The 24,211-nt window shown below is 61.4% G+C and carries 23 protein-coding genes and 1 tRNA gene; 13 read left to right on the forward strand and 11 right to left on the reverse strand.

The window, feature by feature from the left end; translation table 11 throughout:
• The first annotated feature begins 37 nt into the window (after nt 1-37).
• From ruvA to AD664_RS08315, 12 genes are all read left to right on the forward strand, one after another.
• The gene (gene ruvA, locus AD664_RS08260; protein ID WP_053145817.1) at nt 38-646 is read left to right on the forward strand and encodes a Holliday junction branch migration protein RuvA; all 609 of its coding nucleotides are present in this window, start codon (nt 38-40) and stop codon (nt 644-646) included.
• Nucleotides 647-1,708 (forward strand): Holliday junction branch migration DNA helicase RuvB, encoded by a 1,062-nt coding sequence (gene ruvB, locus AD664_RS08265; protein ID WP_042728758.1) that lies wholly within the window; start codon nt 647-649, stop codon nt 1,706-1,708.
• A 127-nt stretch (nt 1,709-1,835) separates the two neighbouring features.
• The gene (gene ybgC / locus AD664_RS08270) at nt 1,836-2,303 is read left to right on the forward strand and encodes a tol-pal system-associated acyl-CoA thioesterase (RefSeq protein ID WP_003205037.1); all 468 of its coding nucleotides are present in this window, start codon (nt 1,836-1,838) and stop codon (nt 2,301-2,303) included.
• The gene (gene tolQ, locus AD664_RS08275; protein ID WP_042728759.1) at nt 2,293-2,988 is read left to right on the forward strand and encodes a protein TolQ; all 696 of its coding nucleotides are present in this window, start codon (nt 2,293-2,295) and stop codon (nt 2,986-2,988) included. The genes ybgC and tolQ overlap by 11 nt, the downstream gene beginning before the upstream one ends.
• 23 nt (nt 2,989-3,011) lie before the next feature.
• The gene (gene tolR / locus AD664_RS08280; protein ID WP_161796096.1) at nt 3,012-3,464 is read left to right on the forward strand and encodes a protein TolR; all 453 of its coding nucleotides are present in this window, start codon (nt 3,012-3,014) and stop codon (nt 3,462-3,464) included.
• Nucleotides 3,464-4,543, forward strand: coding sequence for a cell envelope integrity protein TolA (tolA, locus tag AD664_RS08285; RefSeq protein WP_042728760.1), 1,080 nt, complete (start codon nt 3,464-3,466; stop codon nt 4,541-4,543). The genes tolR and tolA overlap by 1 nt, the downstream gene beginning before the upstream one ends.
• A 47-nt stretch (nt 4,544-4,590) precedes the next feature.
• On the forward strand, nt 4,591-5,841 hold the full coding sequence (gene tolB, locus AD664_RS08290) for a Tol-Pal system beta propeller repeat protein TolB (protein ID WP_042728761.1): 1,251 nt from the start codon (nt 4,591-4,593) through the stop codon (nt 5,839-5,841).
• A gap of 52 nt (nt 5,842-5,893) precedes the next feature.
• Complete coding sequence (pal, locus tag AD664_RS08295; RefSeq protein ID WP_003178634.1) at nt 5,894-6,391, forward strand: peptidoglycan-associated lipoprotein Pal; 498 nt, start codon at nt 5,894-5,896, stop codon at nt 6,389-6,391.
• Nucleotides 6,392-6,397: 6 nt separating this feature from the next.
• Nucleotides 6,398-7,234 (forward strand): tol-pal system protein YbgF, encoded by an 837-nt coding sequence (ybgF, locus tag AD664_RS08300; RefSeq protein ID WP_053145819.1) that lies wholly within the window; start codon nt 6,398-6,400, stop codon nt 7,232-7,234.
• Between the two features lie 167 nt (nt 7,235-7,401).
• Nucleotides 7,402-8,049 carry a 7-carboxy-7-deazaguanine synthase QueE gene (gene queE, locus AD664_RS08305; protein ID WP_053145854.1) on the forward strand — a complete coding sequence of 216 codons (648 nt, stop codon included), beginning with the start codon at nt 7,402-7,404 and terminating at the stop codon, nt 8,047-8,049.
• Nucleotides 8,050-8,068: 19 nt separating this feature from the next.
• A complete protein-coding gene (queC, locus tag AD664_RS08310; protein WP_172679707.1) occupies nt 8,069-8,743 on the forward strand; it encodes a 7-cyano-7-deazaguanine synthase QueC in 675 nt (224 codons plus the stop codon).
• Between the two features lie 63 nt (nt 8,744-8,806).
• A tRNA-Lys gene (locus AD664_RS08315) sits at nt 8,807-8,882 on the forward strand.
• A gap of 147 nt (nt 8,883-9,029) precedes the next feature.
• On the opposite strand, the gene AD664_RS08320 is transcribed toward AD664_RS08315, so the two are convergent.
• From AD664_RS08320 to AD664_RS08345, 6 genes are all read right to left on the reverse strand, one after another.
• On the reverse strand, nt 9,030-10,460 hold the full coding sequence (locus AD664_RS08320) for a hypothetical protein (RefSeq protein WP_053145824.1): 1,431 nt from the start codon (nt 10,458-10,460) through the stop codon (nt 9,030-9,032).
• Between the two features lie 97 nt (nt 10,461-10,557).
• Nucleotides 10,558-11,745, reverse strand: a complete 1,188-nt coding sequence (locus AD664_RS08325) for a cyanate transporter (protein WP_053145825.1) — start codon at nt 11,743-11,745, stop codon at nt 10,558-10,560.
• Between the two features lie 156 nt (nt 11,746-11,901).
• Nucleotides 11,902-12,813: a copper homeostasis membrane protein CopD gene (gene copD, locus AD664_RS08330; RefSeq protein WP_053145827.1), complete on the reverse strand. Its 912-nt coding sequence runs from the start codon at nt 12,811-12,813 to the stop codon at nt 11,902-11,904.
• A 4-nt stretch (nt 12,814-12,817) separates the two neighbouring features.
• On the reverse strand, nt 12,818-13,204 hold the full coding sequence (gene copC, locus AD664_RS08335) for a copper homeostasis periplasmic binding protein CopC (protein ID WP_042728768.1): 387 nt from the start codon (nt 13,202-13,204) through the stop codon (nt 12,818-12,820).
• Between the two features lie 54 nt (nt 13,205-13,258).
• Nucleotides 13,259-14,194, reverse strand: coding sequence for a copper resistance protein B (locus AD664_RS08340; RefSeq protein ID WP_053145829.1), 936 nt, complete (start codon nt 14,192-14,194; stop codon nt 13,259-13,261).
• A 10-nt stretch (nt 14,195-14,204) separates the two neighbouring features.
• Complete coding sequence (locus AD664_RS08345) at nt 14,205-15,980, reverse strand: copper resistance system multicopper oxidase (protein ID WP_053145831.1); 1,776 nt, start codon at nt 15,978-15,980, stop codon at nt 14,205-14,207.
• 392 nt (nt 15,981-16,372) lie between these two features.
• Here AD664_RS08345 and nadA point away from each other — a divergent pair, with 392 nt between their 5' ends.
• Nucleotides 16,373-17,431 carry a quinolinate synthase NadA gene (nadA, locus tag AD664_RS08350; RefSeq protein ID WP_047736635.1) on the forward strand — a complete coding sequence of 353 codons (1,059 nt, stop codon included), beginning with the start codon at nt 16,373-16,375 and terminating at the stop codon, nt 17,429-17,431.
• A gap of 91 nt (nt 17,432-17,522) precedes the next feature.
• Here nadA and AD664_RS08355 read toward each other — a convergent pair whose 3' ends face one another.
• The 5 genes from AD664_RS08355 to gcvP all read right to left on the reverse strand — a co-directional run bounded on the left by AD664_RS08355 (nt 17,523) and on the right by gcvP (nt 24,207).
• Nucleotides 17,523-18,011, reverse strand: a complete 489-nt coding sequence (locus tag AD664_RS08355) for an RDD family protein (protein ID WP_053145833.1) — start codon at nt 18,009-18,011, stop codon at nt 17,523-17,525.
• 93 nt (nt 18,012-18,104) lie between these two features.
• On the reverse strand, nt 18,105-18,317 hold the full coding sequence (locus AD664_RS08360; protein ID WP_053145835.1) for a cold-shock protein: 213 nt from the start codon (nt 18,315-18,317) through the stop codon (nt 18,105-18,107).
• 394 nt (nt 18,318-18,711) lie between these two features.
• Nucleotides 18,712-19,836: a glycine cleavage system aminomethyltransferase GcvT gene (gene gcvT, locus AD664_RS08365; RefSeq protein ID WP_053145837.1), complete on the reverse strand. Its 1,125-nt coding sequence runs from the start codon at nt 19,834-19,836 to the stop codon at nt 18,712-18,714.
• A 39-nt stretch (nt 19,837-19,875) separates the two neighbouring features.
• Nucleotides 19,876-21,252: an L-serine ammonia-lyase gene (locus tag AD664_RS08370; protein WP_047736629.1), complete on the reverse strand. Its 1,377-nt coding sequence runs from the start codon at nt 21,250-21,252 to the stop codon at nt 19,876-19,878.
• A gap of 105 nt (nt 21,253-21,357) precedes the next feature.
• On the reverse strand, nt 21,358-24,207 hold the full coding sequence (gene gcvP, locus AD664_RS08375) for an aminomethyl-transferring glycine dehydrogenase (RefSeq protein WP_053145839.1): 2,850 nt from the start codon (nt 24,205-24,207) through the stop codon (nt 21,358-21,360).
• Between the last annotated feature and the right edge of the window lie 4 nt (nt 24,208-24,211).

Here is a 24,211-nt window from a genome sequence, read left to right on the forward strand (position 1 = left end):
CCAGCCCACGGCTGGCCAACGCCCAAGGATCTGAAACGTGATTGGACGCTTGCGCGGCACCCTGGCTGAAAAACAGCCGCCGCACCTGATTCTGGATGTGAACGGGCTCGGTTATGAGCTGGAAGTGCCCATGACAACGCTGTATCGCCTGCCGTCGGTCGGCGAGCCGCTGACACTGCACACCCATTTGGTCGTGCGCGAGGATGCGCAGTTACTCTATGGCTTCATTGGCAAGCGCGAGCGGGATTTCTTCCGTGAGTTGATCCGCCTCAATGGCGTCGGCCCGAAGTTGGCCCTGGCCTTGATGTCGAGCCTGGAGGTCGATGAACTGGTGCGCTGCGTGCAGTCCCAGGACACCTCGGCCCTGACCAAGGTGCCCGGGGTTGGCAAGAAGACCGCCGAGCGCCTGCTGGTGGAACTCAAGGACCGCTTCAAGGCCTGGGAAACGGTGCCGGCCATGTTCGCCCTGGTGCCGAACCAGCCGGACGCGCCGGCCCCGGCGGTCAGCGCCGAGAACGATGCGGTTACCGCGCTGATTTCCCTGGGTTACAAGCCGCAGGAAGCCAGCAAGGCGATTTCCGCCATCAAGGAAAAAGACCTGAGCACTGAAGACATGATCCGCCGTGCCCTGAAGGGAATGATCTAAGTGATTGAAGCTGACCGTCTGATCGCCGCCACGGGTGCGCCCCGTGACCGCGAGGAAATCCAGGACCGCGCGATTCGCCCCGTCAGCCTGGCCGACTACATTGGCCAACCGACCGTGCGCGAGCAGATGGAGTTGTTCATCCAGGCGGCCCGTGGGCGCAGCGAGTCGCTGGACCACACCTTGATCTTCGGCCCGCCGGGCCTGGGCAAGACCACCCTGGCCAACATCATTGCCCAGGAAATGGGGGTGTCGATCAAGAGTACCTCGGGGCCGGTTCTCGAGCGGCCGGGCGACCTGGCGGCGTTGCTGACCAATCTCGAACCCCATGACGTATTGTTCATCGACGAAATCCACCGCCTGTCGCCGATCGTCGAAGAAGTGCTGTACCCAGCCATGGAAGATTTCCAGCTCGACATCATGATCGGCGAAGGTCCGGCGGCGCGTTCCATCAAGCTGGATTTGCCGCCGTTCACCCTGGTGGGGGCGACCACCCGGGCCGGCATGCTGACCAACCCGCTGCGGGACCGTTTCGGCATCGTCCAGCGCCTGGAGTTCTACAGCAATGCCGACCTAGCGACGATTGTCAGCCGCTCGGCGGGCATCCTCGGATTGCCGCTGGACCCGGACGGCGCGTACGAAGTCGCCCGTCGGGCGCGAGGCACGCCGCGGATCGCCAATCGACTGCTGCGGCGGGTCCGGGACTTTGCCGAAGTCCGTGCCAAGGGCCACATCACCAAGCCGATTGCCGACCTGGCGTTGAACCTGCTGGACATTGACGAGCGTGGCTTCGACCATCAGGACCGGCGCTTGCTCCTGACCATGATCGAGAAGTTCGACGGTGGCCCGGTGGGCGTCGACAGCCTGGCCGCCGCCATCAGCGAAGAGCGCCATACCATCGAAGATGTGCTGGAGCCGTACCTGATCCAGCAGGGCTACATCATGCGCACCCCACGCGGGCGCGTGGTGACCCGCCATGCCTACCTGCACTTTGGCTTAAACATCCCGACACGAATGGGCGAGATGCCGGTAGTAGACGAATTCCTCGATGCCGTGGACGATTGAACGCGCTCGATAGGCTGACTTTTTTCCGGCTCGTGCTGTCCCAGACGACGTCTGGAGCGTCAATGCATTCGAGAATGAAAAAACAGTTGCCTGGCCGATTGGCAACCTGAGGAGTAAGCACTAGAGTATGCGCGCGCAAAACGGGCTGGAGTCGTTCGCACATCGCTGTCGCGTTTATTACGAGGACACCGATGCCGGCGGCATCGTTTACTACGTCAATTACCTCAAGTTTATGGAACGGGCTCGAACCGAACGGCTGCGGGAACTGGGTTTCGCCCAATCCGCGCTGGCAGGGGAGGACCTGTTATTCGTCGTGCATTCCAGCGAAGCGCGCTACCACGCGCCGGCGCGACTGGACGACGAACTGGTGGTAAGTGCCGATGTCATCGAGTTGAACCGTGTCAGCCTGCGCTTCAAGCAGCAGGTCAGGCGGGCTACGGATAATGTGCTGCTCTGTGAAGGGCAGTTCCTGGTGGCCTGTGTGCGCACCCATAGTTTGAAACCCCGGGCCATTCCCGAAGCTCTACGTGCGGCCTTTGCCGGCGTGAGCGGCGCGGGTACACACTCAGAGCAGGAGATAAAGCGTGGAAGCTAACGTCGTCGACCATACCTCCATGTGGAGCCTGGTCAGCAATGCCAGCGTCGTGGTGCAACTGGTAATGCTGACCCTGGTAGCCGCATCGGTGACCTCATGGATCATGATTTTTCAGCGCAGCAACCTGCTGCGCGCCGGTCGCCGAGCCCTGGAGAGCTTTGAAGAGCGCTTCTGGTCGGGCATCGACCTGTCCAAGCTGTACCGCCAGGCGGGCAGCAACCCGGACCCGGACTCGGGCGTCGAGCAGATCTTTCGCGCCGGCTTCAAGGAGTTCTCCCGCTTGCGCCAGCAGCCGGGCGTCGACCCTGAAGCGGTGATGGAAGGCGTGGCCCGTGCCATGCGCGTGGCCATTTCCCGCGAGGAAGAGAAGCTCGAGCAGAGCCTGCCGTTCCTCGCCACCGTCGGTTCGGTCAGCCCGTACATCGGTCTGTTCGGCACCGTGTGGGGGATCATGAACTCCTTCCGTGGCCTGGCATCGGCCCAGCAAGCGACCCTGGCCACCGTGGCCCCGGGCATCGCCGAGGCCCTGGTTGCCACCGCCATCGGCCTGTTCGCGGCCATCCCGGCCGTCATTGCCTATAACCGCTTCGCTGCCCGCAGCGAAACGCTGATCGGCCGTTACTACACCTTCGCCGATGAGTTCCAGGCGATCCTGCACCGCAAAGTGCACACCAGCGAAGAATAAGCAGGTATTTCCCGATGGCTTTAATCGCTCGAGCCCGAAACAAGCGCAAGCCGGTTGCCGAGATGAACGTGGTGCCCTACATCGACGTGATGCTGGTGCTGCTGGTCATCTTCATGGTGACCGCGCCGATGCTCAACCAGGGCGTGAAGGTTGATCTGCCCAAGGTTTCCAGCGAAGCCTTGCCGCAGGACAACAACACCCAGGTCCTGACCATTTCGATCAAGGCTGACAAGACCTACTACTGGAACCTTGGCAGCGAAGTCGACACCGAGAAGCAGCAGGACCGGGCCATGACCCTGCCGCAGATGACCGATGCGGTGACCAAGATCATTCGTGTCGGCAATGACGCCGGCAAGCGTACGCAGGTCTTCATTCGCGGCGACAAGACCGTCGACTACGGTGCCGTGATGGGCGCCATGGGCGGTCTGCAGAAAGCCGGGGTCGGTAATGTTGGCTTGATCACCGAGGCCCCCTGATGCAGCAACAGCGAGAGCCGTCCGCCTCGGAAAGCTACTTCTGGCCCACTGTCCTGGCCGTCGGCCTGCACGTGCTGGTGTTCGGCATGCTGTTCGTCAGTTTTGCCATGACACCGGAGCTGCCACCGGCCAAGCCGATCGTGCAGGCGACGTTGTACCAGCTCAAATCCAAAAGCCAGGCCACCACCCAGACCAACCAGAAGCTTGCGGGCGAGGCGAAGAAATCCGCCGCGCGCCAGACCGAAGTCGAGCAGATGGAGCAGAAAAAGGTCGAGCAGGAAGCGATCAAGGCCGCGGAACAAAAGAAAGAGGAAGCGGCTCAAAAGGCCGAGGAAGCCAAGAAGGCCGATGAGGCGAAGAAAGCTGACGAGGCGAAAAAGGCTGATGAAGCCAAGAAAGCCGACGACGCGAAGAAGGCGGCCGAGGCCAAGAAGGCAGAAGAGAAACAATTGGCTGATATAGCCAAGAAGAAGGCCGAGGAAGAAGCCAAGAAAGCCGCCGAAGAAGAGGCCAAGAAAGCGGCCGCTGAAGAAGCGAAGAAAAAGATTGTCGAGGACGCGAAGAAGAAAGCGGCCGAAGACGCCAAGAAGAAAGCCGAAGCTGAAGAGGCGAAGAAAAAGGTCGCCGAAGAAGCGAAGAAGAAAGCCGCCGCCGACGCCGCCAAGAAAAAGGCCCAGGACGCAGCGCGTAAATCTGCCGAAGACAAGAAGGCCCAAGCCTTGGCAGACCTGCTTTCCGACAAGCCGGAGCGCCAGCAGGCCTTGGCCGACGAGCAGGGCGATGAAGTCGCCGGCAGTTTCGATGATCTGATTCGTGCCCGGGCGGCAGAAGGTTGGGCCCGTCCACCTTCGGCGCGCAAAGGCATGACGGTAGTATTGCAAATCGGCATGTTGCCCGACGGTACGGTTACCTCGGTCAGCGTCGCCAAGTCCAGCGGTGACGGTCCGTTCGACGCTTCGGCGGTCGCGGCGGTCAAGAACATTGGACGACTGACGGAAATGCAAGGAATGAAACCGAGCGACTTTGCTCCCTATCGTTCGTTCAAGATGACATTCACACCTGAGGATCTAGCCTTGTGAGAAACATTCTTCGATCAATGCTTGTCGTTATCTGCTGCCTGGCAGGGATGGCGGTAGCAGAGGAAAAGAACATTCTGGTCACCAGCGGCAGCGACCGGGCGACCCCGATCGCCGTCGTACCGTTCGGCTGGCAGGGCGGTAGCGTCCTGCCGGACGACATGGCGGAGATCATCGGCAATGACCTGCGCAACTCGGGTTACTACGCGCCGATTCCGAAACAGAACATGATCAGCCTGCCGACCCAGGCCAGCGAAGTCATCTACCGTGACTGGAAGGCCCTGGGCGCCCAGTACATCATGGTGGGCAGCATTGTCCCGGCCGGCGGTCGCCTGCAGGTGCAGTACGCCCTGTTCAACGTCGCCACCGAGCAGCAAGTGCTGACCGGCAGCGTGTCGGGCGGCGTCGATCAATTGCGCGACATGGCGCACTACATCGCCGACCAGTCCTTCGAGAAACTCACCGGCATCAAGGGCGCGTTCTCCACGCGCATGCTCTACGTGACCGCCGAGCGCTTCTCCGAGAACAACACCCGTTACACCCTGCAGCGCTCCGACTATGACGGCGCCCGCGCGGTGACCCTGCTGCAATCGCGCGAGCCGATCCTGTCGCCGCGTTTTGCCCCCGATGGCAAGCGCATCGCCTATGTTTCGTTCGAGCAGAAGCGTCCTCGGATCTTCGTGCAGCACATCGACACCGGTCGTCGTGAGCAAATCACCAACTTCGAAGGCCTCAATGGCGCGCCGTCGTGGTCGCCTGACGGTTCGCGCCTGGCGTTCGTGCTGTCCAAGGACGGCAACCCTGACATCTACGTGATGAACCTGGCCTCGCGCTCGATCTCCCGCGTCACCAATGGCCCGGGCATCAACACCGAACCGTTCTGGGGCAAGGATGGCTCGACCATCTACTTCACCTCCGACCGCGGTGGCAAGCCTCAGATCTACAAGACCAGTGCTGGCGGCGGCGGTGCCGAACGCGTGACGTTCGTGGGTAACTACAACGCCAACCCTAAACTGTCGGCTGATGAAAAGACCCTGGTGATGATCCACCGCCAGGACGGTTTCACCAATTTCAAGGTGGCGGCCCAGGATTTGCAGCGCGGTAGCGTAAAAATCCTCACTGATAGCACTCTGGACGAGTCACCTACTGTTGCGCCCAACGGCACCATGGTAATCTACGCCACCCGCCAGCAGGGCCGGGGAGTCTTGATGCTCGTGTCCATTAATGGACGCGTGAGGCTCCCGCTTCCTACCGCACAAGGCGAAGTCAGAGAACCGTCCTGGTCCCCTTACCTGAACTGACGCGGCGCAATACGTTTTACTTAACACACTGGGGTTCATTAGGAGTTTCACGATGGAAATGCTGAAGTTTGGTAAATTTGCTGCGCTGGCTCTGGCCATGGCTGTAGCTGTAGGTTGCTCGTCCAAAGGCGGCGACAACGCCGGTGAAGGCGCTGTTGATCCAAACGCTGGTTACGGCGCTAACACTGGTGCAGTTGATGGCTCCCTGAGCGAAGAAGCTGCTCTGCGCGCAATCACCACCTTCTACTTCGAATACGACAGCTCGGACCTGAAGCCAGAAGCCATGCGCGCTCTGGACGTTCACGCCAAAGACCTGAAAGCAAACGGCGCTCGCGTTGTTCTGGAAGGCAACACCGACGAACGTGGTACTCGTGAGTACAACATGGCACTGGGCGAGCGTCGTGCGAAAGCCGTTCAACGCTACCTGGTACTGCAAGGTGTTTCCCCAGCTCAGCTGGAACTGGTTTCCTACGGCGAAGAGCGTCCAGTTGCTACCGGCAACGACGAGCAGTCCTGGGCTCAAAACCGTCGCGTCGAACTGCGTAAGTAATTCGTCATGCGAACGTGCCGTCGTGCTGTAACTGTTCTGGCTCTCAGTCTCGCGCCGCTTGCGGCGTGGGCTGCGGTTCCTGTGGTCGATAACGATGCCGGCTATAGCAATAGCGGGAGCAGTAATCCGCCTGCAGGTTACGGTACGAACGGCGCCTATGCCGGGGGAGGGGTTTCGGCCCCTGTCTCGGCACAGGGCGAGCTGTTCAACCAGCTCCAGCAAATGCAGGATCAACTGTCGCGCCAGCAAGGCGTGATCGAAGTTCTGCAGAATGATATTTCGCGCATGAAGCAGGAAAACCTGGAGCGATACCAGGATCTTGATCGGCGCATAGGAACCGGCGTCGCACCTGCCGCCACTCCTGAGAATTCTGGTACCGGTGGCGACTTGAACGCCCCCGGTGCAGCACCTGCCGCAGGCGCGGGGTCAGCCGCTCCGGCGCCTGCCGCCAGCGGCGAACCGGCTGACCCGGCGAAGGAAAAGCTCTATTACGATGCCGCCTTCGACCTGATCAAGGCCAAGGATTTCGACAAGGCCAGCCAGGCCTTCGCCGCTTTCCTGCGCAAGTACCCCAACAGTCAGTACGCGGGCAACGCTCAATACTGGCTGGGCGAAGTGAACCTGGCCAAGGGCGACCTGCAAGGCGCTGGCCAGGCGTTCGCCAAGGTCTCCCAGCTGTATCCCAAGCACGCCAAGGTGCCGGATTCGCTGTACAAGCTGGCTGACGTAGAGCGCCGCCTCGGTCACACCGACAAGGTCAAGGGCATCTTGCAGCAAGTGGTGGCCCAGTACCCGGGCACCTCCGCCGCCCAACTGGCCCAGCGCGATCTGCAGCGCATGTAAGCCGGTTTGAGCCCGTATTGAAGAAACCCGCGCCTGTCGCGGGTTTTTTCGTTAGAATTCACGCCCTTTTTCTGAAACACGCTTCCTGGGATCTACGCGTTGGCGGGGTTCCTTGAGGTGCCTGACGGAGGCGGACAGCCTGTTTAGCTGTTATGCCCGTGGCGACTATGCAAGACACATTGAGAATCACCGAAGTTTTTTACTCGTTACAGGGTGAAACACGAACGGCCGGGCTGCCCACGGTATTTGTGCGCCTCACCGGTTGTCCGTTGCGTTGCCAATACTGTGACAGCGCCTACGCCTTCAGTGGCGGCACCTTGCGCACCCTCGACGACATCCTTGAGCAAGTCGCCGGCTACCGCCCGCGCTATGTCTGTGTCACGGGCGGCGAACCACTGGCACAACCCAATGCCATTCCTTTGCTCAAGCAACTGTGCGATGCCGGCTATGAAGTCTCGTTGGAGACCAGTGGTGCCCTGGATATCTCGGCCGTCGACCCGCGTGTCAGCCGCGTCGTGGACTTGAAAACCCCAGGTTCAAAGGAAGCGCATCGCAACCGTTATGAGAACATCGAACTGCTGACGCCCAACGACCAAGTCAAGTTCGTCATTTGCTCGCGGGAAGATTACGACTGGGCCGTGTCCAAGTTGATCCAGTATCGGCTTGACGAGCGGGCCGGCGAGGTTTTGGTGTCGCCCAGCCATCATGACTTGAATGCCCGTGAGCTGGCGGATTGGGTGGTGGCGGATAACCTGCCGGTGCGCCTGCAATTGCAGCTGCACAAATATCTTTGGAACGACGAGCCGGGGCGCTGAGATGACTGAACAGACGAACATTGCAGAAAAACGCGCGGTCATCCTGTTGTCCGGTGGCCTGGACTCGGCGACGGTCGTGGCCATGGCCCGGGCCGAAGGCTACCGCTGCTACACCATGAGCTTCGATTATGGCCAGCGTCACCGCGCCGAGCTCCAGGCCGCCGAGCGGGTTGCCCGCGACCTGGGCGTGGTGGAACACAAGGTGATCGGCCTGAACCTCAACGGGATCGGCGGTTCGGCGCTGACCGACAGTTCCATCGACGTGCCCGAGGCGCCGAGCGAAGGTATCCCGGTGACGTATGTACCGGCCCGCAACACGGTGTTCCTGTCTCTTGCCCTGGGTTGGGCCGAGGTGCTGGGCGCCCGTGACATCTTCATCGGCGTCAATGCCGTGGATTATTCCGGCTACCCGGATTGCCGTCCGGAGTTCGTCGAAGCGTTCGAGCGCATGGCCAACCTGGCGACCAAGGCCGGCGTGGAAGGGCAGGGGTTCCGCATACAGGCGCCCTTGCAGAATCTGAGCAAGGCCGACATCGTCAAGGCCGGCGTAAAGCTCGGCGTGGACTATGGACTGACCGTTTCCTGCTACCAGGCCGACGATCAGGGCCGTGCCTGTGGCAAATGCGACAGCTGCCGCCTGCGTGCCGAGGGCTTCGCGGCGGCGGGCGTGAGCGACCCAACACCTTATTTTTGATTTATTTCAAATTAGGTGTTGAATAGTCCTTAGAAATCAGTATTATACGCGCCACCACACAGCGGGTCGTTAGCTCAGTTGGTAGAGCAGTTGGCTTTTAACCAATTGGTCGTAGGTTCGAATCCCACACGACCCACCATTTTTAGCAGTTTTAAAAGTCTGGAAGGCCCACGAAAGTGAGGATTTCCAGGTTTTTTTTTGCCTGAAATCGAGTGTCCCCCCGCCCAAGGGCAGGGAGTCAGCCGTCCTGTCGTTGAGCAGTCGCCGCTCACGACTGCCAGGGCCTTCAGCCCTTTTTCTCGCCCGACGCGGAGCGATGAACGCCCGGAACCAGCGCTTCCCAAGCGAGCCAGCGTCCTGCCTGGATCTGCCATGAGGGCACCCGGCAAGCCCAATCTTTCTGTAATTTCCTGGCAAATACCGGTAACGGCGGTTTGCGTACAACTTTGCTATTGAGCGTGCTGATACAGAACTTCGAGTAGTTTTTCAGTTCTTTGAGTTCAAGTGACAGCATGTCCTTTGGGCACAGTAACAGTACGTCCCCGAAGGAATACAACTGGAATGCCTCGACTTCTATTTTTTGCGCGGCAACCTGGCGTGTTTTCCACAGGGTCGCACTCAGGTCTTGCAGTTTTATCTCTTCTGGCAAGGCGTATCGCTCCGCGGTTTGTTGGCGAACGGATAGGCCTTGTGCCGCGATGTAGGTGATCTGGCTCAGACTGCCCGGCGAGAGCATTGTGAAGGCGCAGAAGGCCAGGATCATTGCGATCAGGCCATTGAAGGTCCGCCGATAGATGTCCCCCTTGAAACAATAAAATACGACGACTGGTAGCAGGGAGAAGATGAGTGTCAGCCAGGACAGGCCCGCCACGTAGGGGACGGTGTCAGGGGTTTCCTTCTCCATGTATGAACGTATCGTCAGCAGGATTGGAAAGGCGGCGAAGATCACGGTGAGGAATATGGAGATCGAGAGCAGAGTGACGAGCCAGAACGCTTTGCGAGCCCTTACCCACGACTGTAGCCGGCGCCATTTTTCTTTTAGCCGCAGCCACGCAGGCGTCGTCTTGTTTTTGAATGCCTGCAAACAGGTGAGCCATTTTTGCAGATGGGCCTTCCGGGGGCGGGCAGGCTTATTTTTCTGCAGCTTTTTCCGCTTTATTTGTTGATGGGCTGCCAGGCGTTTCAAGCGGGCTCGCTCCAGCCTGGCTTGGACAAGTGTGCTTTTCCTGATGATTCTTTTGAACGGCGTGAGCGCGTACATGAGAAAGCACGCAACGAAGACGATCAGGAGTAACGCCGCAAATATCATCCAGGTGTTCAATGTGGACAGAAAGAAAGTGGCCCCGATGAACGCGCTAAATCCCACAACCGTGGGGAACACCAGATAGAAAACAATCTTCGGTTGGTTGTCCTTCATGTTTGAAAAAAGCGAAACCGAGCAGCCGAACATCCACGTTGTGGCCCCCAGGATGAACAGATACGACAGCATCAGCAGCAGGACCAGCACGACCCAGACCAACAGTGCAGACTTCACATCGATGGACGGCATGAATAGATCGATTCGTCCAATCGTCCGGGTATACAGGTACAACGTGATGAACCCAAGCCCTGTCGCGAGCAGGCCTAACGTGACGGTGATCTGGGTCCAATAGGAAAGAATGCGTTTGACGGTGTGCTTGAGCACTTCAGCGAAGGTTCTGTCAGGAATGACGGACAAGGCGTAGCTCCCTTACGAGGTAAAAATCCTGGCAGGTATAGTAACGCCAAGTCGCATCCGCTAATTCTTCAACCTATCAAGTCCTCCTGCTGGAAACTCAGCGGATGTGCTGTCCGTATTGTTTCGGGTCCAGGCGCAATACCATCCCCATCATCAACGCCATGACCGCCGTGAGCGACCACCAGGCCCACTCAAAACTCCCCAGTTGGTCGCGGAGCATCCCGGCAATCAATGGCGAGAGGCCGGCGATGAGATAGCCGACACCCTGCACGAACGCAGTAAGGCCACCGGCCCGGCGTGGGTCCTCCAGGTGGTCGAGGGATACGATCAGGCTCATGGGGAACAGGCCGCCGATACCCAGCCCCAACAGGCAGGCCCAGAGCAGGCTGAAGCGTTCCGCACTGAGGATCAGGCCGCAGAAGCCGCCGATGATCAGGGCCAGCAGGACGCTCAGGACCAGGCGTTTATCCCGGCTGCGGTTGGCAATCGCCGGGGTGACCAGGCCGGATAACACTTCCATTGCCGTGAGGAACCCCAGCAGCAGCCCGGCGTGCTGTTCGCTCCAGCCCTTCTCCACGTAGTACGGTGCCAGCCAGGCCAGCACGCAGGTGTAGGAGGCGGTGCCCAGGCCAAAGAAAATCGCCAGGAGCCAGGCCCGGGCGTTGTTGGAGAACGCTTCGTGATGCCGGGACGCTGTTTCGGACAAGGGCGTGATGTTCGATTGCTGGGCGTACCAGCAGCCCAAGGCGACCAGCGCCAACAATGCCCAGATCGCCAGGCCGACGCGCCAACTGCCCGTTTGCGTCAGGACAAAGGGTGAAAACGATGCGGCAATCGCCGCCCCGCCCATGATGGAAGTGACGTACAAGCCCATGAACAGAGAGACGTTGTCGGCGAAGCGTGATTTGATCAGCGCCGGCATCACCGCCTGGATCAATGCGATCCCAAGCCCGGCCACGATCGCACTGGCGATCAACCCGGCGGCGCTGTCCAGGTACAAGCGCGAGGCCGTGGCGATGCCAATGATTAACAGCGACAGTACGATGGTGCGGTGTTCACCGATGCGCAGGGCGATGCGCATGCCCAGGAACATCGCCAGGCCCATCGCCATGACGGGCAACATGGTCAGCAGCGAAGCGGTACTGAAACTCAAGGGAACCTCGCCGCGAATGGCCGACAACAACGGCCCGACCGCCGCCATCGAAGGCCGCAGGTTCAGCGCCACCAGGACGATGCTGAGCATCAGCCAGATGGCGTGGGTGGTCGAGGTTCGAACGTTTTCCATAACAGGGCCTTGGCTGGATAAAGCCCCATTTAGGCCAGGGCATCTTGCGATGGGCAAACTGAAAACTGGTGAGGCTTATTCAATAATTAAATGCTGCTCGCTTTTGTGGCGAGGGAGCAAGTTCTCTCGCCACGGATTCAGTGGGGCGCTAGTCGGTTATTCCATCTCCGGGCTCAGCGTCCCCAGCCACGCCACCAATCCCAGAATGATCACCGCCACAGCGAACTCCAGGACCATGCTGCGCCGTAGGGCATTCACCGCGACTTTGTGCTCGCCGCTCTGTCGAGCCTGCTCCAGCAGTGGGCTCAGGTGAAAGCGGTTCAACGCCGCGAACACCAGCATGGCGGCGAACAAGATGAGCTTGAGCGCCAGCAACTGACCGTAGGTACTGTCCAGCAGCCCTTCGACGCTTGGGCCGGCGATGAACAGATAATTCACCACCCCCGTCACGCTGATGACCGCCACGATCACCGCCCCGGCGGTTTCAAACCCGGTCAACGTCCGGGCCAGTACCGCCAACTGCGGTTCGGCCTGGCGAAGCAGCAGGGCAAACGCGGCCAAGGCCCCGACCCAGCCTCCCGCCGCCCACAGGTGCAGGAAGTCGGTGATGAAGTGCCAGTTGCGGCGTGTGCCTTCGTCCATTGCGCCGTGCCCTGCCCAGGCCAGCGTCGCCAAGGCCACGGCCCCGCCGAGCATGACCAGGCCCAGGCTGGCAGTCGGCCAACGTTTATTGAGCGTCACGGCGACCCCGGCCAGCAGCAGCGCCGCTATCCGCAGTGTCCAACTCGAGCCGAAGTCGGTCTCCAACACCATCATTTCAATGTGCGGCCACAGTTCGGCCCAGTCTGAAACTCCGCTCATGGCCCAGGCCATGCACGCCATGGCGGCGAAGGAGAGCAGCACGCCCAACACCGCCGTGGTCACTAGCAGTGGTGTGAACCGCAACTGCGCGCCCGACACCCGCTCCTGGCCTCGCAGGCTATAGAGCCCGAACGCGGCCAGGCCGAACAGCAACATCAGATCCAAATACAGGGCAAAACGCAGGGCGATGTTGATCGAGTCGCTCATCAACTCACTTCACCTTGAACGTGACGTTACCGGTGATCGGGTGAGTGTCGGACGACACCGCGCGCCACTGGACCTGATAGGTGCCGGCGGTGAGAGGGCCATTTGGGACAATGACCATGGTTTTCGGGTCATCGCTGCCGGAGACCTTGGCTGGCATGGGCATGGGCGAATGCGCCGCCATGCCGGGCATCTCGGTCATCATCAGCTTGGCTCCGGAAAACTGGGTCATCAGGTTTTCGGAAAAGTGCAGCTCGATCCTTGGCGGTGCCGCACCTTCGGCGCCCTCGGCGGGGGTAGAGGACAGCAGTTTCGGGTGTGCCTGGGCCAGGCCACTGACCAACAGGCCGGTGGACAGGGCGACAGCAACAACAGCAGTTTTGATGAGTGACATGCAAGGACTCCTACAGCTCGGTTTTTTAGTTTTTTCGTGAAACAGGTCAGTGGCTCAGAACCACATGCGCACGCCCAACACCAGACGGGCTTCGCTGTGGTCTTCGCCCTCTTCGCGAGCGTAGTCGGCGGTGTTGCCATAGACCCGATTCCAGGTAACACCCATATAGGGCGCGAACTCGCGGCGTATTTCATAACGCAGCCGTACGCCGAGTTCGGTGTCCGACAGCCCTGAGCCGACACCGCGGGTGGGGTCGTTCTTGCCATAGAAGTTGACCTCGGCGGTGGGCTGCAGGATCAACCGATTGGTCAGCAAGATGTCGTAGTCACCTTCCAGTCGCGCCGCGCTCTGGCCACCTTCGCCGATGAACGCAGTGGCTTGGGCTTCGAAGTTGTACAGCGCCATGCCTTGCACGCCGAAGGCGGCCCAGGTTTGCGCATCGCCCGGCTTGAAGTCCTGGCGTACGCCGGCCACCACGTCCCACCAAGGACTGAAGGCGTGGCCCCACAGGGCCTGAAGTTCCGCCTCTTCGGTCTTGCCGTTGAGGCGTTCACCTTCGGAGCGCAGCCACAAACGGTCGATGTCGCCACCGATCCAGCCGGAGGCATCCCAGCTCAGGGCGCTGCCGTCATCGGCGTCTTGCCACTCCAGTTGGTCAATGAGGAAAAACGAATTGATTGCACTGTCATGCACCGCGTGTCCGCCGTGATCCTCGTAGACGGCGGCGCGATCGGCGGCTGTCAGTTCCGGGATCGGCGTGCGGCTGGTGGTCGGCGCTGACTGCATGGGTTCCATGCCCTGCATCGAGTCCATGCCTTGCATCGAATCCATACCTTGCATCGAATCCATACCTTGCATCTGGCTATGGTCCATCCCGTGCATCTGGCTGTGATCCATGCCTTGCATGTCGTTGCCCGCCGCCCAGACCGAGGTGGCGCCGAGGGTCAGGCTGGCCATGAGTGCCAGGGGGTATTGAAAAACAGTGGTCATGCTCGGCTCCTCATTCCTGCACCCGAACTTCACGGAACATCCCCATCTCCATGTGGTACAGCAGGTGGCAGTGATACGCCCAACGCCCGAGGGCATCGGCGGTGACGCGGTAGCTGCGCCTGGCGCCCGGTGGCACGTCGAGGGTGTGCTTGCGCACCATGAACTGGCCGTTCTCGTCCTCCAGATCGCTCCACATGCCGTGCAGGTGGATGGGGTGGGTCATCATGGTGTCGTTGATCAGCACGATGCGCAGTCGCTCGCCGTACTTGAGCAGCAGCGGCGCGGCGTCGGAAAATTTCACGCCGTTGAATGACCAGGCGAATTTTTCCATGTGCCCAGTCAGGTGCAGCTCGATCGTACGGCCCGGTTCGCGGCCGTCGGGGTCGGGGAAGGTGCTGCGCAGGTCTGAGTAGGTCAGCACTTTGCGGCCGTTGTCGCGCAGCCCCATGCCGGGATCGTCGAGCTTGGGCTTGACGCTCATGGCCTGCATGTCTACCAGGGGGTTGTCTTTCTCGGTGTCGGGGTGCGACAGCATGCCGTCCATGCCTTGCATGGCACCGTGATCCATACCGGCCATGTCGCCCATGCCCTGCATCTGGCTATGATCCATGCCTTGCATCTGGCTGTGGTCCATCCCGGCCATGCCCTGCATCGAGCCGTGGTCCATGCCACCCATGCCCATGTCGTCCATGGTCACCAATGGCCGCGGGTCCAGGGGCGGCACCGGTGCCGACAACCCGGCCCTGGCCGCGAGGGTGCCGCGGGCATAGCCGGTGCGGTCCATGGACTGGGCGAACAGGGTGTAGGCCTCCTGGGTCGGTTCGACGATGACGTCATAGGTTTCGGCCACGGCGATCCGAAACTCATCGACACTCACCGGTTTGACGTATTGGCCGTCGGACGCCACCACCGTCATCTTCAAGCCGGGAATGCGCACGTCGAAATAGCTCATGGCCGAGCCGTTGATAAAGCGCAGGCGAAGACGTTCGCCAGGCTTGAACAGGCCGGTCCAGTTCATGTCCGGCGCCTGGCCGTTCATGAGGTAGGTGTAGGTGGCACCGCTGACGTCGGCCAGGTCCGTGGGGTTCATCTTCATCTCGGCCCACATCTTGCGATCGGCCACAGTGCTGGCCCAGCCGTTCTTGCCCACATCGTCAATGAAGTCGCCGACGGTGCGTTTGTTGTAGTTGTAGTAGTCCGACTGTTTCTTGAGCTTGCGAAGGATGTTGCCGGGGTCTTCATCGGTCCAGTCGGTGAGCATCACCACATAGTCCCGTTCGTATTGGAAGGGCTCCGGTTCCCTGGCGTCGATCACCAGCGGGCCGTAGACCCCGGATTGTTCCTGGAAGCCAGAATGGCTGTGGTACCAGTAGGTGCCGTTTTGCCGGACCTTGAACTGATACACATACATGCCGTCGGGTTCGATGCCCTTGAAACTCAACCCCGGAACGCCGTCCATGTTGGCGGGCAGCAGGATGCCGTGCCAGTGGATGGAGGTTGTATCCTTCAAGCGATTGCGCACCCGCAGGGTGACGGTGTCGCCTTCACGCCAGCGCAGCAGCGGGCCGGGAATGCCGCCGTTGATGGTCTGGGCGATGCGTGGGGTGCCGGTGAAGTTGACCGGACTTTCGCCAATGAACAGATCGAACTCGGTGCCGCTCAGGGCGTTGGGCTGGCCCGGCCCGGTGACCGCCCAGACAGGCGCGCGCCACAAGCCCAGGCCGCCGAGGATGCCGCCGGCAGTCAGGCCCTTTACGAAGGCTCGCCGGGAAGTTTTGGTTTGCATACGATGGAGGTCCGTCAGTCGATTCGCCACGTGCCCGGAGCAATCTCCTTGGCAGGTTTGAACGAAAAGATGACACAGGCGAGTGAGGCGAGTGATTACATTTCAGTCAGCTTGAGGGGAGCGCAAGTTGTCTGTCGATTTGAGCCGGCCATGTTTGGGGCTGCTTCGCAGCCCAGCGGGAGTAAGCTCCCTCGCCACGGTGGATCGCGTTCGGGGCTGGGGTCGGGCACAGGTCAGAATGATCTTTTGCATCGCCGGGATATTCTGTAGCCTTGCCGGCTTCACGCTGTCCCGTGCCTGATTGATACCCACTTTCCCGGCGGTACCCGAGTGGTCCGGAGCCGGGTGTATACTCGACTTTCGCGCTAAACGCGCTTGCAGGTCTTGCGAACATGACGCAAATTTCTGAACGCCTTCTGGTCCAGGCCCACCTTGACGCCAAGCAGCCCAAGCCGCTGTCCGCCGAACAGGAAGCCTGGTACCGCGCCGCCATCGCCGCCGAGCTCAAGGCTCAGGACGCGGTACTGGTTGCGCATTTCTACTGTGATCCGATCATCCAGGCCCTGGCCGAGGAAACCGGCGGCTGCGTGTCCGACTCCCTGGAGATGGCCCGCTTTGGCAATGCCCATCCGGCCAAGACCGTGGTCGTTGCCGGGGTCAAGTTCATGGGCGAGACCGCCAAGATCCTCAACCCGGAAAAACGCGTGTTGATGCCGACCCTGGAAGCCACCTGCTCCCTGGACCTGGGTTGCCCGGTGGACGAGTTCTCGGCGTTCTGCGACCAGCACCCGGAGCGCACCGTGGTGGTGTATGCCAACACCTCGGCGGCGGTCAAGGCCCGGGCTGACTGGGTGGTGACATCCAGCTGCGCGCTGGAGATCGTCGAGAGCCTGATGGACAACGGCGAGACGATCATCTGGGGCCCGGACAAGCACCTGGGGACCTACATCCAGCGCAAGACCGGAGCCGACATGCTGCTCTGGGACGGTGCCTGCATCGTCCACGAAGAGTTCAAGTCCAAGCAGTTGGAGGACATGAAGGCGCTGTATCCGGATGCTGCGATCCTGGTGCACCCGGAGTCGCCGACATCGGTGATAGAACTGGCGGACGCAGTGGGTTCCACCAGTCAGTTGATTGCCGCGGCCCAGAGCCTGCCGAACAAGACGCTGATCGTCGCCACCGACCGCGGCATCTTCTACAAGATGCAGCAGCTGTGCCCGGACAAGGTCTTCATCGAGGCCCCAACCGCCGGTAACGGCGCGGCGTGCCGCAGTTGCGCACATTGCCCATGGATGGCGATGAACACCCTGGAGCGCACGCTCAAGAGCTTGCAGGAAGGTGCCAACGAGATCTTCGTCGACCCGGCCCTGATTCCCCAGGCCATTCGCCCGCTCAAGCGCATGCTGGACTTTACCCAGGCCGCGCGGATGAAATTGGCGGGGAACGCCTGATCGGAGCTGTCTCCTATGGCGAGGGGGTTTATCTGTGGCGAGGGAGCAAGCTCCCTCGCCACGGGGGGTTCATTGGCCGGGTAGTCAGGCTCTACTTGGTCTTCTTCGGAATCCGCACCAGTTGCGTGTCCGAGTAGATGTCGTGCCAGCTGCGCTTGCGCTTGTCGAACAGTGCCCAGATGAAGCCCAGCCCCAGCGGCAGCCATGACGCTATCGACACCACGAACCGCAACAGCGCCTGCCACAGGCTGATGGCCGTGCCATCGGCGTTCTGCACGCGAATGCACCATACCTGCATGCCCAGGGTCTGGCCGTTGTGGGTCCAGAACTTGGCAAAGAAACCGAACAGTACGAACAGCAGCACGGTGGACAGCAGCGGGTCACCGTCCAGCGCGCCGGCTTCGGTCAGGGCGCGCATCTTCTCCTCGCCGATGATTGCCATCTGGATCATCTTGTAGGCACCGCTGGTGACGATCAACAGCGCCGTGCACAGCAGGAAGTCATAGAACATCGCCGCCAGGCGGCGACCCAGGCCGACGGGGGGGAAGTCGCCCTGAGGGGTGAGCAGGTGTTTCGGCATGACGGCCTCGGACCAAAAAGAAGCCCATTCTACGGATTTACGCCCATAAAAAAGCCCCTGATATCAATCAGGGGCTTTTGGAGGCGCGAAAGCTTATTTTTCGGCAATAACTTCGTCAGCCTGCATGCCTTTCTGGCCTTGTACGGCAACGAAGGTGACTTTATCGCCTTCTTTCAGGCTCTTGAAGCCGCTGCCCTGGATCGCACGAAAGTGCACGAACAGATCTGGACCGCTTTCAGGGGTGATAAAACCAAAACCCTTTTCGTCGTTGAACCACTTGACGGTACCGCTCTGACGATTCGACATTTTCTTATTTCCTTGACGCTAAAATTGATGACAGCCTCTTTCACATGAAAGAGTACTGGGGCTGGGTTGCAGGAAAGTAAGAGACGTCGAGCGGGATGTAGCGAACTTCATAAGCTACTGCCCAGGTCACGATTCCAAGCGACCCATGCAAACACAGTGACCAAACTCTACGCCAACCACCAACAAAAAAACAACCCCCCTGAGGGGCCCGTATTTGCTCACGTTGCTGGCATTTAAGCGCTTCGCTGGCGTGGGCTTATTCGAAAGGCGAGTGGGGTATTTCTTGACTGTTATAAGCAAGATGCCCGCGACAATTAGATGCACCTTTTTATGGCGGTTGCGTTACACATTAGTGCACGTATAACGCAATCGCGTTACTTATAGAAACAGTCAATCATCCGCGATAGTAGCGTTGTGCAACAAATGGCATTTTGCTTACAAGCAAAGGCACCTTTTTCCCACGAACTATTGCCCAGACGGGGGTATCCAGCGCGACATAGGCGCTGTCCAGATAGCCCATGGCCAACGGGCCGCCCAAGGTCGGGCCGAAACCGCCGCTGCATACGGTTCCGATGGTCTCGCCCGCGTCGTTGACGATCTCAGCGCCTTCGCGCACCGGTGTGCGTTCCTGGGGCAGCAGGCCCACGCGTTTACGCTTCACTGTGCCCTGTTGTTGGGCAAACACGGTTTCAGCGCCGGGGAAGCCACCGGCACGGGCGCCGTCGGCACGTCGAACCTTGGAAATGGCCCACAGCAGGCTCGCCTCGATCGGGGTGGTCTCGGTGTTCATGTCATGGCCGTAGAGGCACAGGCCGGCTTCCAGGCGCAGGGAGTCACGGGCGCCGAGGCCGATGGCGGCGACTTCCGGCTCGGCCAGCAGGGCGCGGGCCAGGGTTTCCACGTCGGCGGCGGGTACGGAGATCTCGAAACCGTCTTCACCGGTGTAGCCGGAACGGCTGACGAAGCACTCCACGCCCAGCAGCGTGACGCGCTGAAATTGCATGAAGGTCATATTTGCCACGTCTGGCGCCAGGCGTGCGAGTACGCTGACGGCGGCGGGGCCTTGCAGGGCAAGCAGGGCGCGCGCTTCGAACAAAGGTTCGATGGTGCACTGGTTGCCGATATGCTTGCGCAGGTGAGCCAGGTCCTGGTCCTTGCAGGCCGCGTTGACCACCAGGAACAGTTCGTCGTTGCCCAGGTTGGCGACCATCAGGTCGTCGAGGATCCCACCCTGCTCGTTGGTGAACATCGCGTAGCGCTGCATGCCCACTGGCAGGTCGATGATGTCCACCGGCACCAGGGTCTCCAGGGCCTTGGCGGCACCCGCGCCGCTCAGGCGGATCTGGCCCATGTGGGACACGTCGAACAACCCGGCCTGATCGCGGGTGTGCTGGTGTTCTTTCATCACGCCCAACGGGTACTGGACCGGCATGTCGTAGCCGGCGAACGGCACCATGCGGGCGCCGAGTTCGAGGTGCAGCGCGTGCAGCGGGGTGTTGCGCAGTGGTTCGGTGGACATATCAGCTCCTGGAAGAGGTAGAGGGCAGGGACGCACGCGTCAGCATTCGATGATGTTGACCGCCAGACCGCCGCGGGCGGTCTCCTTGTATTTGCTTTTCATGTCGGCGCCGGTCTGGCGCATGGTGCGGATAACCTTGTCGAGGGAGACGAAGTGGTGCCCGTCGCCGCGCATCGCCATGCGCACCGCGTTGATGGCTTTCACCGAGCCCATGGCGTTGCGCTCGATGCACGGCACCTGCACCAGGCCACCGATGGGGTCGCAGGTCAGGCCGAGGTTGTGTTCCATGCCGATTTCGGCGGCGTTTTCCACTTGCTGCACGGTGCCGCCCAGCACTTCGCAGAGCGCCCCGGCGGCCATGGAGCAGGCGACGCCGACTTCTCCTTGGCAACCGACTTCGGCCCCGGAGATGGATGCGTTTTCCTTGTACAGGATGCCGATGGCGGCGGCGGTCAGCAGGAATCGCACCACGCCGTCTTCGTTGGCACCCGGAATGAAGCGCATGTAGTAATGCAGCACGGCCGGGATGATCCCCGCCGCACCGTTGGTGGGCGCAGTGACCACGCGTCCGCCGTAGGCGTTTTCTTCGTTGACCGCCAGGGCGTACAGGTTGACCCAGTCCAGCACCGACAGTGGGTCGCGCAGGGACGCTTCCGGGTTCTTGCACAGTTGACGGTGCAACGCCGCTGCCCGCCGCTTGACCTTCAACCCGCCGGGCAGGATCCCTTCGTTGCGACAACCGGCCGCCACGCAATCCTGCATCACTTGCCAGATCTTCAGCAGGCCGGCGCGGGTCTCGGCTTCGGGGCGCCAGGCACTTTCGTTGGTCAACATGACCTGGCTGATGGACAGGCCATAGGTGCTGCAATGGCCCAGCAGGTCCTTGGCACTCTTGAACGGGAAGGTCAGGGGCGTGGCGTCCTCGACGATCCGGTCGGCGCCGGCGGCGCCTTCATCCACGACAAAACCGCCGCCGATCGAATAGTACTCGCGGCTGCGCACTTGCAACCCGGCGGCGTCGAACGCGCGGAAGATCATGCCGTTGGGGTGGAAGGCCAGCGGCTTGCGGATCATCGCCAGGTGCAGCTTTTCATTGAATTCGATGGGGTGTTGGCCGAGCAGGTTCAGGCGCCCGTTGCTGCGGATGTCCTGCAGGCGGGCGGTGACGGTCTCGGTGTCCACGGTGTCCGGGTGCTCACCTTCCAGGCCCAGCAGCACAGCCTTGTCGCTGCCGTGGCCCTTGCCGGTGGCGCCGAGGGAACCATAGAGCTCGACCTTGACGCTGGTGATGCTTTCAAGCAAATCATCACGGCGCAGCCCCTCGACAAAACGGGCAGCGGCACGCATGGGGCCGACCGTATGGGAGCTCGAAGGGCCGATACCGATCTTGAACAGGTCGAACACGCTTAACGACATAGGGGGCTCCTGGGGGAGCAGCTACGAGCTTCAAGCTACAAGCTGCAAGTTAAAAGCCGAGTGGCTCTTGTTTGCAGCTTGCGGCTTGTCACTTGCCGCTGCTTCTTAAGCGTAGCTTTCGATCGACGGGCAAGCGCACACCAGGTTGCGGTCGCCGAACACGTTGTCGACCCGGCCCACGGGCGGCCAGTATTTGCCTTCGATCAACGAGGCCACCGGGTACACCGCTTGCTCGCGGCTGTAGGGGTGGGTCCACTCGCCGACGAGCTCCGCCGCGGTGTGCGGGGCGTTCTTCAGCGGGTTGTCGTCTTTGTCCAGGCTGCCATTTTCCACGGCGCGGATTTCTTCGCGGATGCAGATCATGGCGTCGCAGAAGCGGTCCAGTTCTTCCTTGGATTCGCTTTCGGTCGGTTCGATCATCAGCGTGCCGGCCACCGGGAACGACATGGTCGGGGCGTGGAAGCCAAAGTCGATCAGGCGCTTGGCCACGTCATCGACACTGATGCCGCTGCTGTCCTTGAGTGGGCGCAGGTCGAGGATGCATTCGTGGGCCACCAGCCCGTTGCTGCCGGTGTAGAGCACCGGGTAGTGCTCTTCCAGGCGACGGGCGATGTAGTTGGCGTTGAGGATCGCCAACTGCGAGGCGCGCTTGAGGCCGGCGCCGCCCATCATGCGAATGTACATCCAGGTGATCGGCAGGATGCTCGCGCTGCCGAACGGCGCTGCGCACACCGCGCCTTCCTTGCGCTCCATGTTCGCGTGGCCCGGCAGGAACGGCGCCAGGTGCGACTTGACGCCGATCGGGCCGACACCCGGGCCACCACCGCCATGGGGGATGCAGAAGGTCTTGTGCAGGTTGAGGTGCGACACGTCGCCACCGAACTTGCCCGGTGCACAAAGGCCGACCATGGCGTTCATGTTGGCGCCGTCGATGTACACCTGGCCGCCGTTGTCATGGATGATGCCGCAGATTTCGCGGATGCCTTCCTCGAACACGCCGTGGGTGGACGGGTAGGTAATCATCAGCGCGGCCAGGTGCTCGCGGTGTTCGATGGCCTTGGCGCGCAGGTCTTCGATGTCGACGTTGCCACGGGCATCGCACGCGGTGACCACCACGCGCATGCCCGCCATGTTGGCGGTGGCCGGGTTGGTGCCGTGGGCCGAGGACGGGATCAGGCAGATGTCGCGACGCTCTTCGCCACGGCTCTGGTGGTAAGCGCGGATCGCCAGCAGGCCGGCGTATTCACCCTGGGAACCGGCGTTGGGTTGCAGCGACACCGCGTCGTAGCCGGTGGCGGCGCACAGCATGGCTTCCAGCTCGGTGGTCAATTGCTGGTAGCCGGCGCTTTGCTCGGCCGGGGCGAACGGGTGCAAGGCGCCGAACTCGGCCCAGGTCACCGGGATCATCTCGCTGGCGGCGTTGAGCTTCATGGTGCAGGAGCCCAGCGGGATCATGGTGCGATCCAGGGCCAGGTCCTTGTCGGCGAGCTTGCGCAGGTAGCGCATCAACTCGGTTTCGGAGTGGTAGCGGTTGAACACCGGGTGGCTGAGGATCGGCGACTGGCGCACCAGCTCGGCCGGGATGCGGCTTTGCACCGAGGCGGCCAGTGCGGCGAAGTCCGGCAGGGCCTTGCCGTCGGCCAGTACGCTCCACAGTGCTTCGACGTCCGCCTGGCTGGTGGTTTCGTCCAGGGACAGGCCCAGGCGCTGCGCGTCGACCACACGCAGGTTGATGCGCTGGGCGCGGGCCTTGTCGTGCAGGGCGGCGGTGTGCGCGCCGGTGTGCAGGGTCAGGGTGTCGAAGAAGCTGTCCTGCTCGACGCGAATGCCCAGTGCGTCCAGGCCCTTGGCGAGGATCGCGGTCAGGTGGTGGATGCGGTGGGCGATCTGCACCAGGCCCTTGGGCCCGTGGTACACGGCGTACATGCTAGCGATGTTGGCCAGCAGCACCTGGGCGGTGCAGATGTTGCTCGTGGCTTTCTCGCGGCGGATGTGTTGCTCGCGAGTCTGCATCGCCAGGCGCAGGGCCGGCTTGCCGAAACGGTCCACGGACACGCCGACCAGGCGGCCCGGCATGTCGCGCTTGAAAGCGTCCTTGGTGGAGAAGTACGCCGCGTGCGGGCCACCGAAGCCCAGCGGCACGCCGAAGCGCTGGGCGCTGCCGATGGCCACGTCGGCACCGAACTCACCCGGTGGGGTCAGCAGGGTCAGGGCCAGCAGGTCGGCCGCGACGGCGACCAGGGCGTTGCTGGCGTGGAAACGTTCGGTCAGGGCGCGGTAGTCGAACACGTCACCGTTGCTGGCCGGGTATTGCAACAGCGCACCGAAGAATTGGCTGGTGTCGCTCAGTTCGCGTTCGTCGCCGACCACCACGTCGATGCCCAGGGGCTCGGCACGGGTGCGCAACACGTCGAGGGTTTGCGGGTGGCTGTGTACGGAGGCGAAGAAGGCGTTGCTGCCCTTGTTCTTGCTCAGGCGCTTGCAGAAGGTCATCGCTTCGGCGGCGGCGGTGGCTTCGTCCAGCAGGGAAGCGTTGGCGATCGGCAGGCCGGTGAGGTCGCTGATCAGGGTCTGGAAGTTCAGCAGCGCTTCGAGGCGGCCCTGGGAGATTTCTGGCTGGTACGGGGTGTAGGCGGTGTACCAGGCCGGGTTTTCCAGCAGGTTGCGCAGGATCGGCGCCGGTGTGTGGCAGTTGTAGTAGCCCTGGCCGATGTAGGTCTTGAACAGTTGGTTTTTGCTGGCGATGGCCTTGATCGACGCCAGTGCGTCGGCTTCGCTCTGGCCGTCCCCCATGTCCAGCACGCTGGTGCCCTTGATGCTTTCAGGGATCACGCTGGCGCTCAGGGCTTGCAGGGAGTCGTAGCCCAGGCGCTCGAGCATGGCTTGCTCGTCGCTGGCCCGTGGGCCGATGTGACGGGCGATGAATTCGTTGGCGGTGCCCAGATTAACGGTCATGTGG

Origin of the sequence: Pseudomonas sp. P97.38, assembly GCF_001269745.1 — a bacterium.
GTDB lineage: Bacteria > Pseudomonadota > Gammaproteobacteria > Pseudomonadales > Pseudomonadaceae > Aquipseudomonas > Aquipseudomonas chlororaphis_E.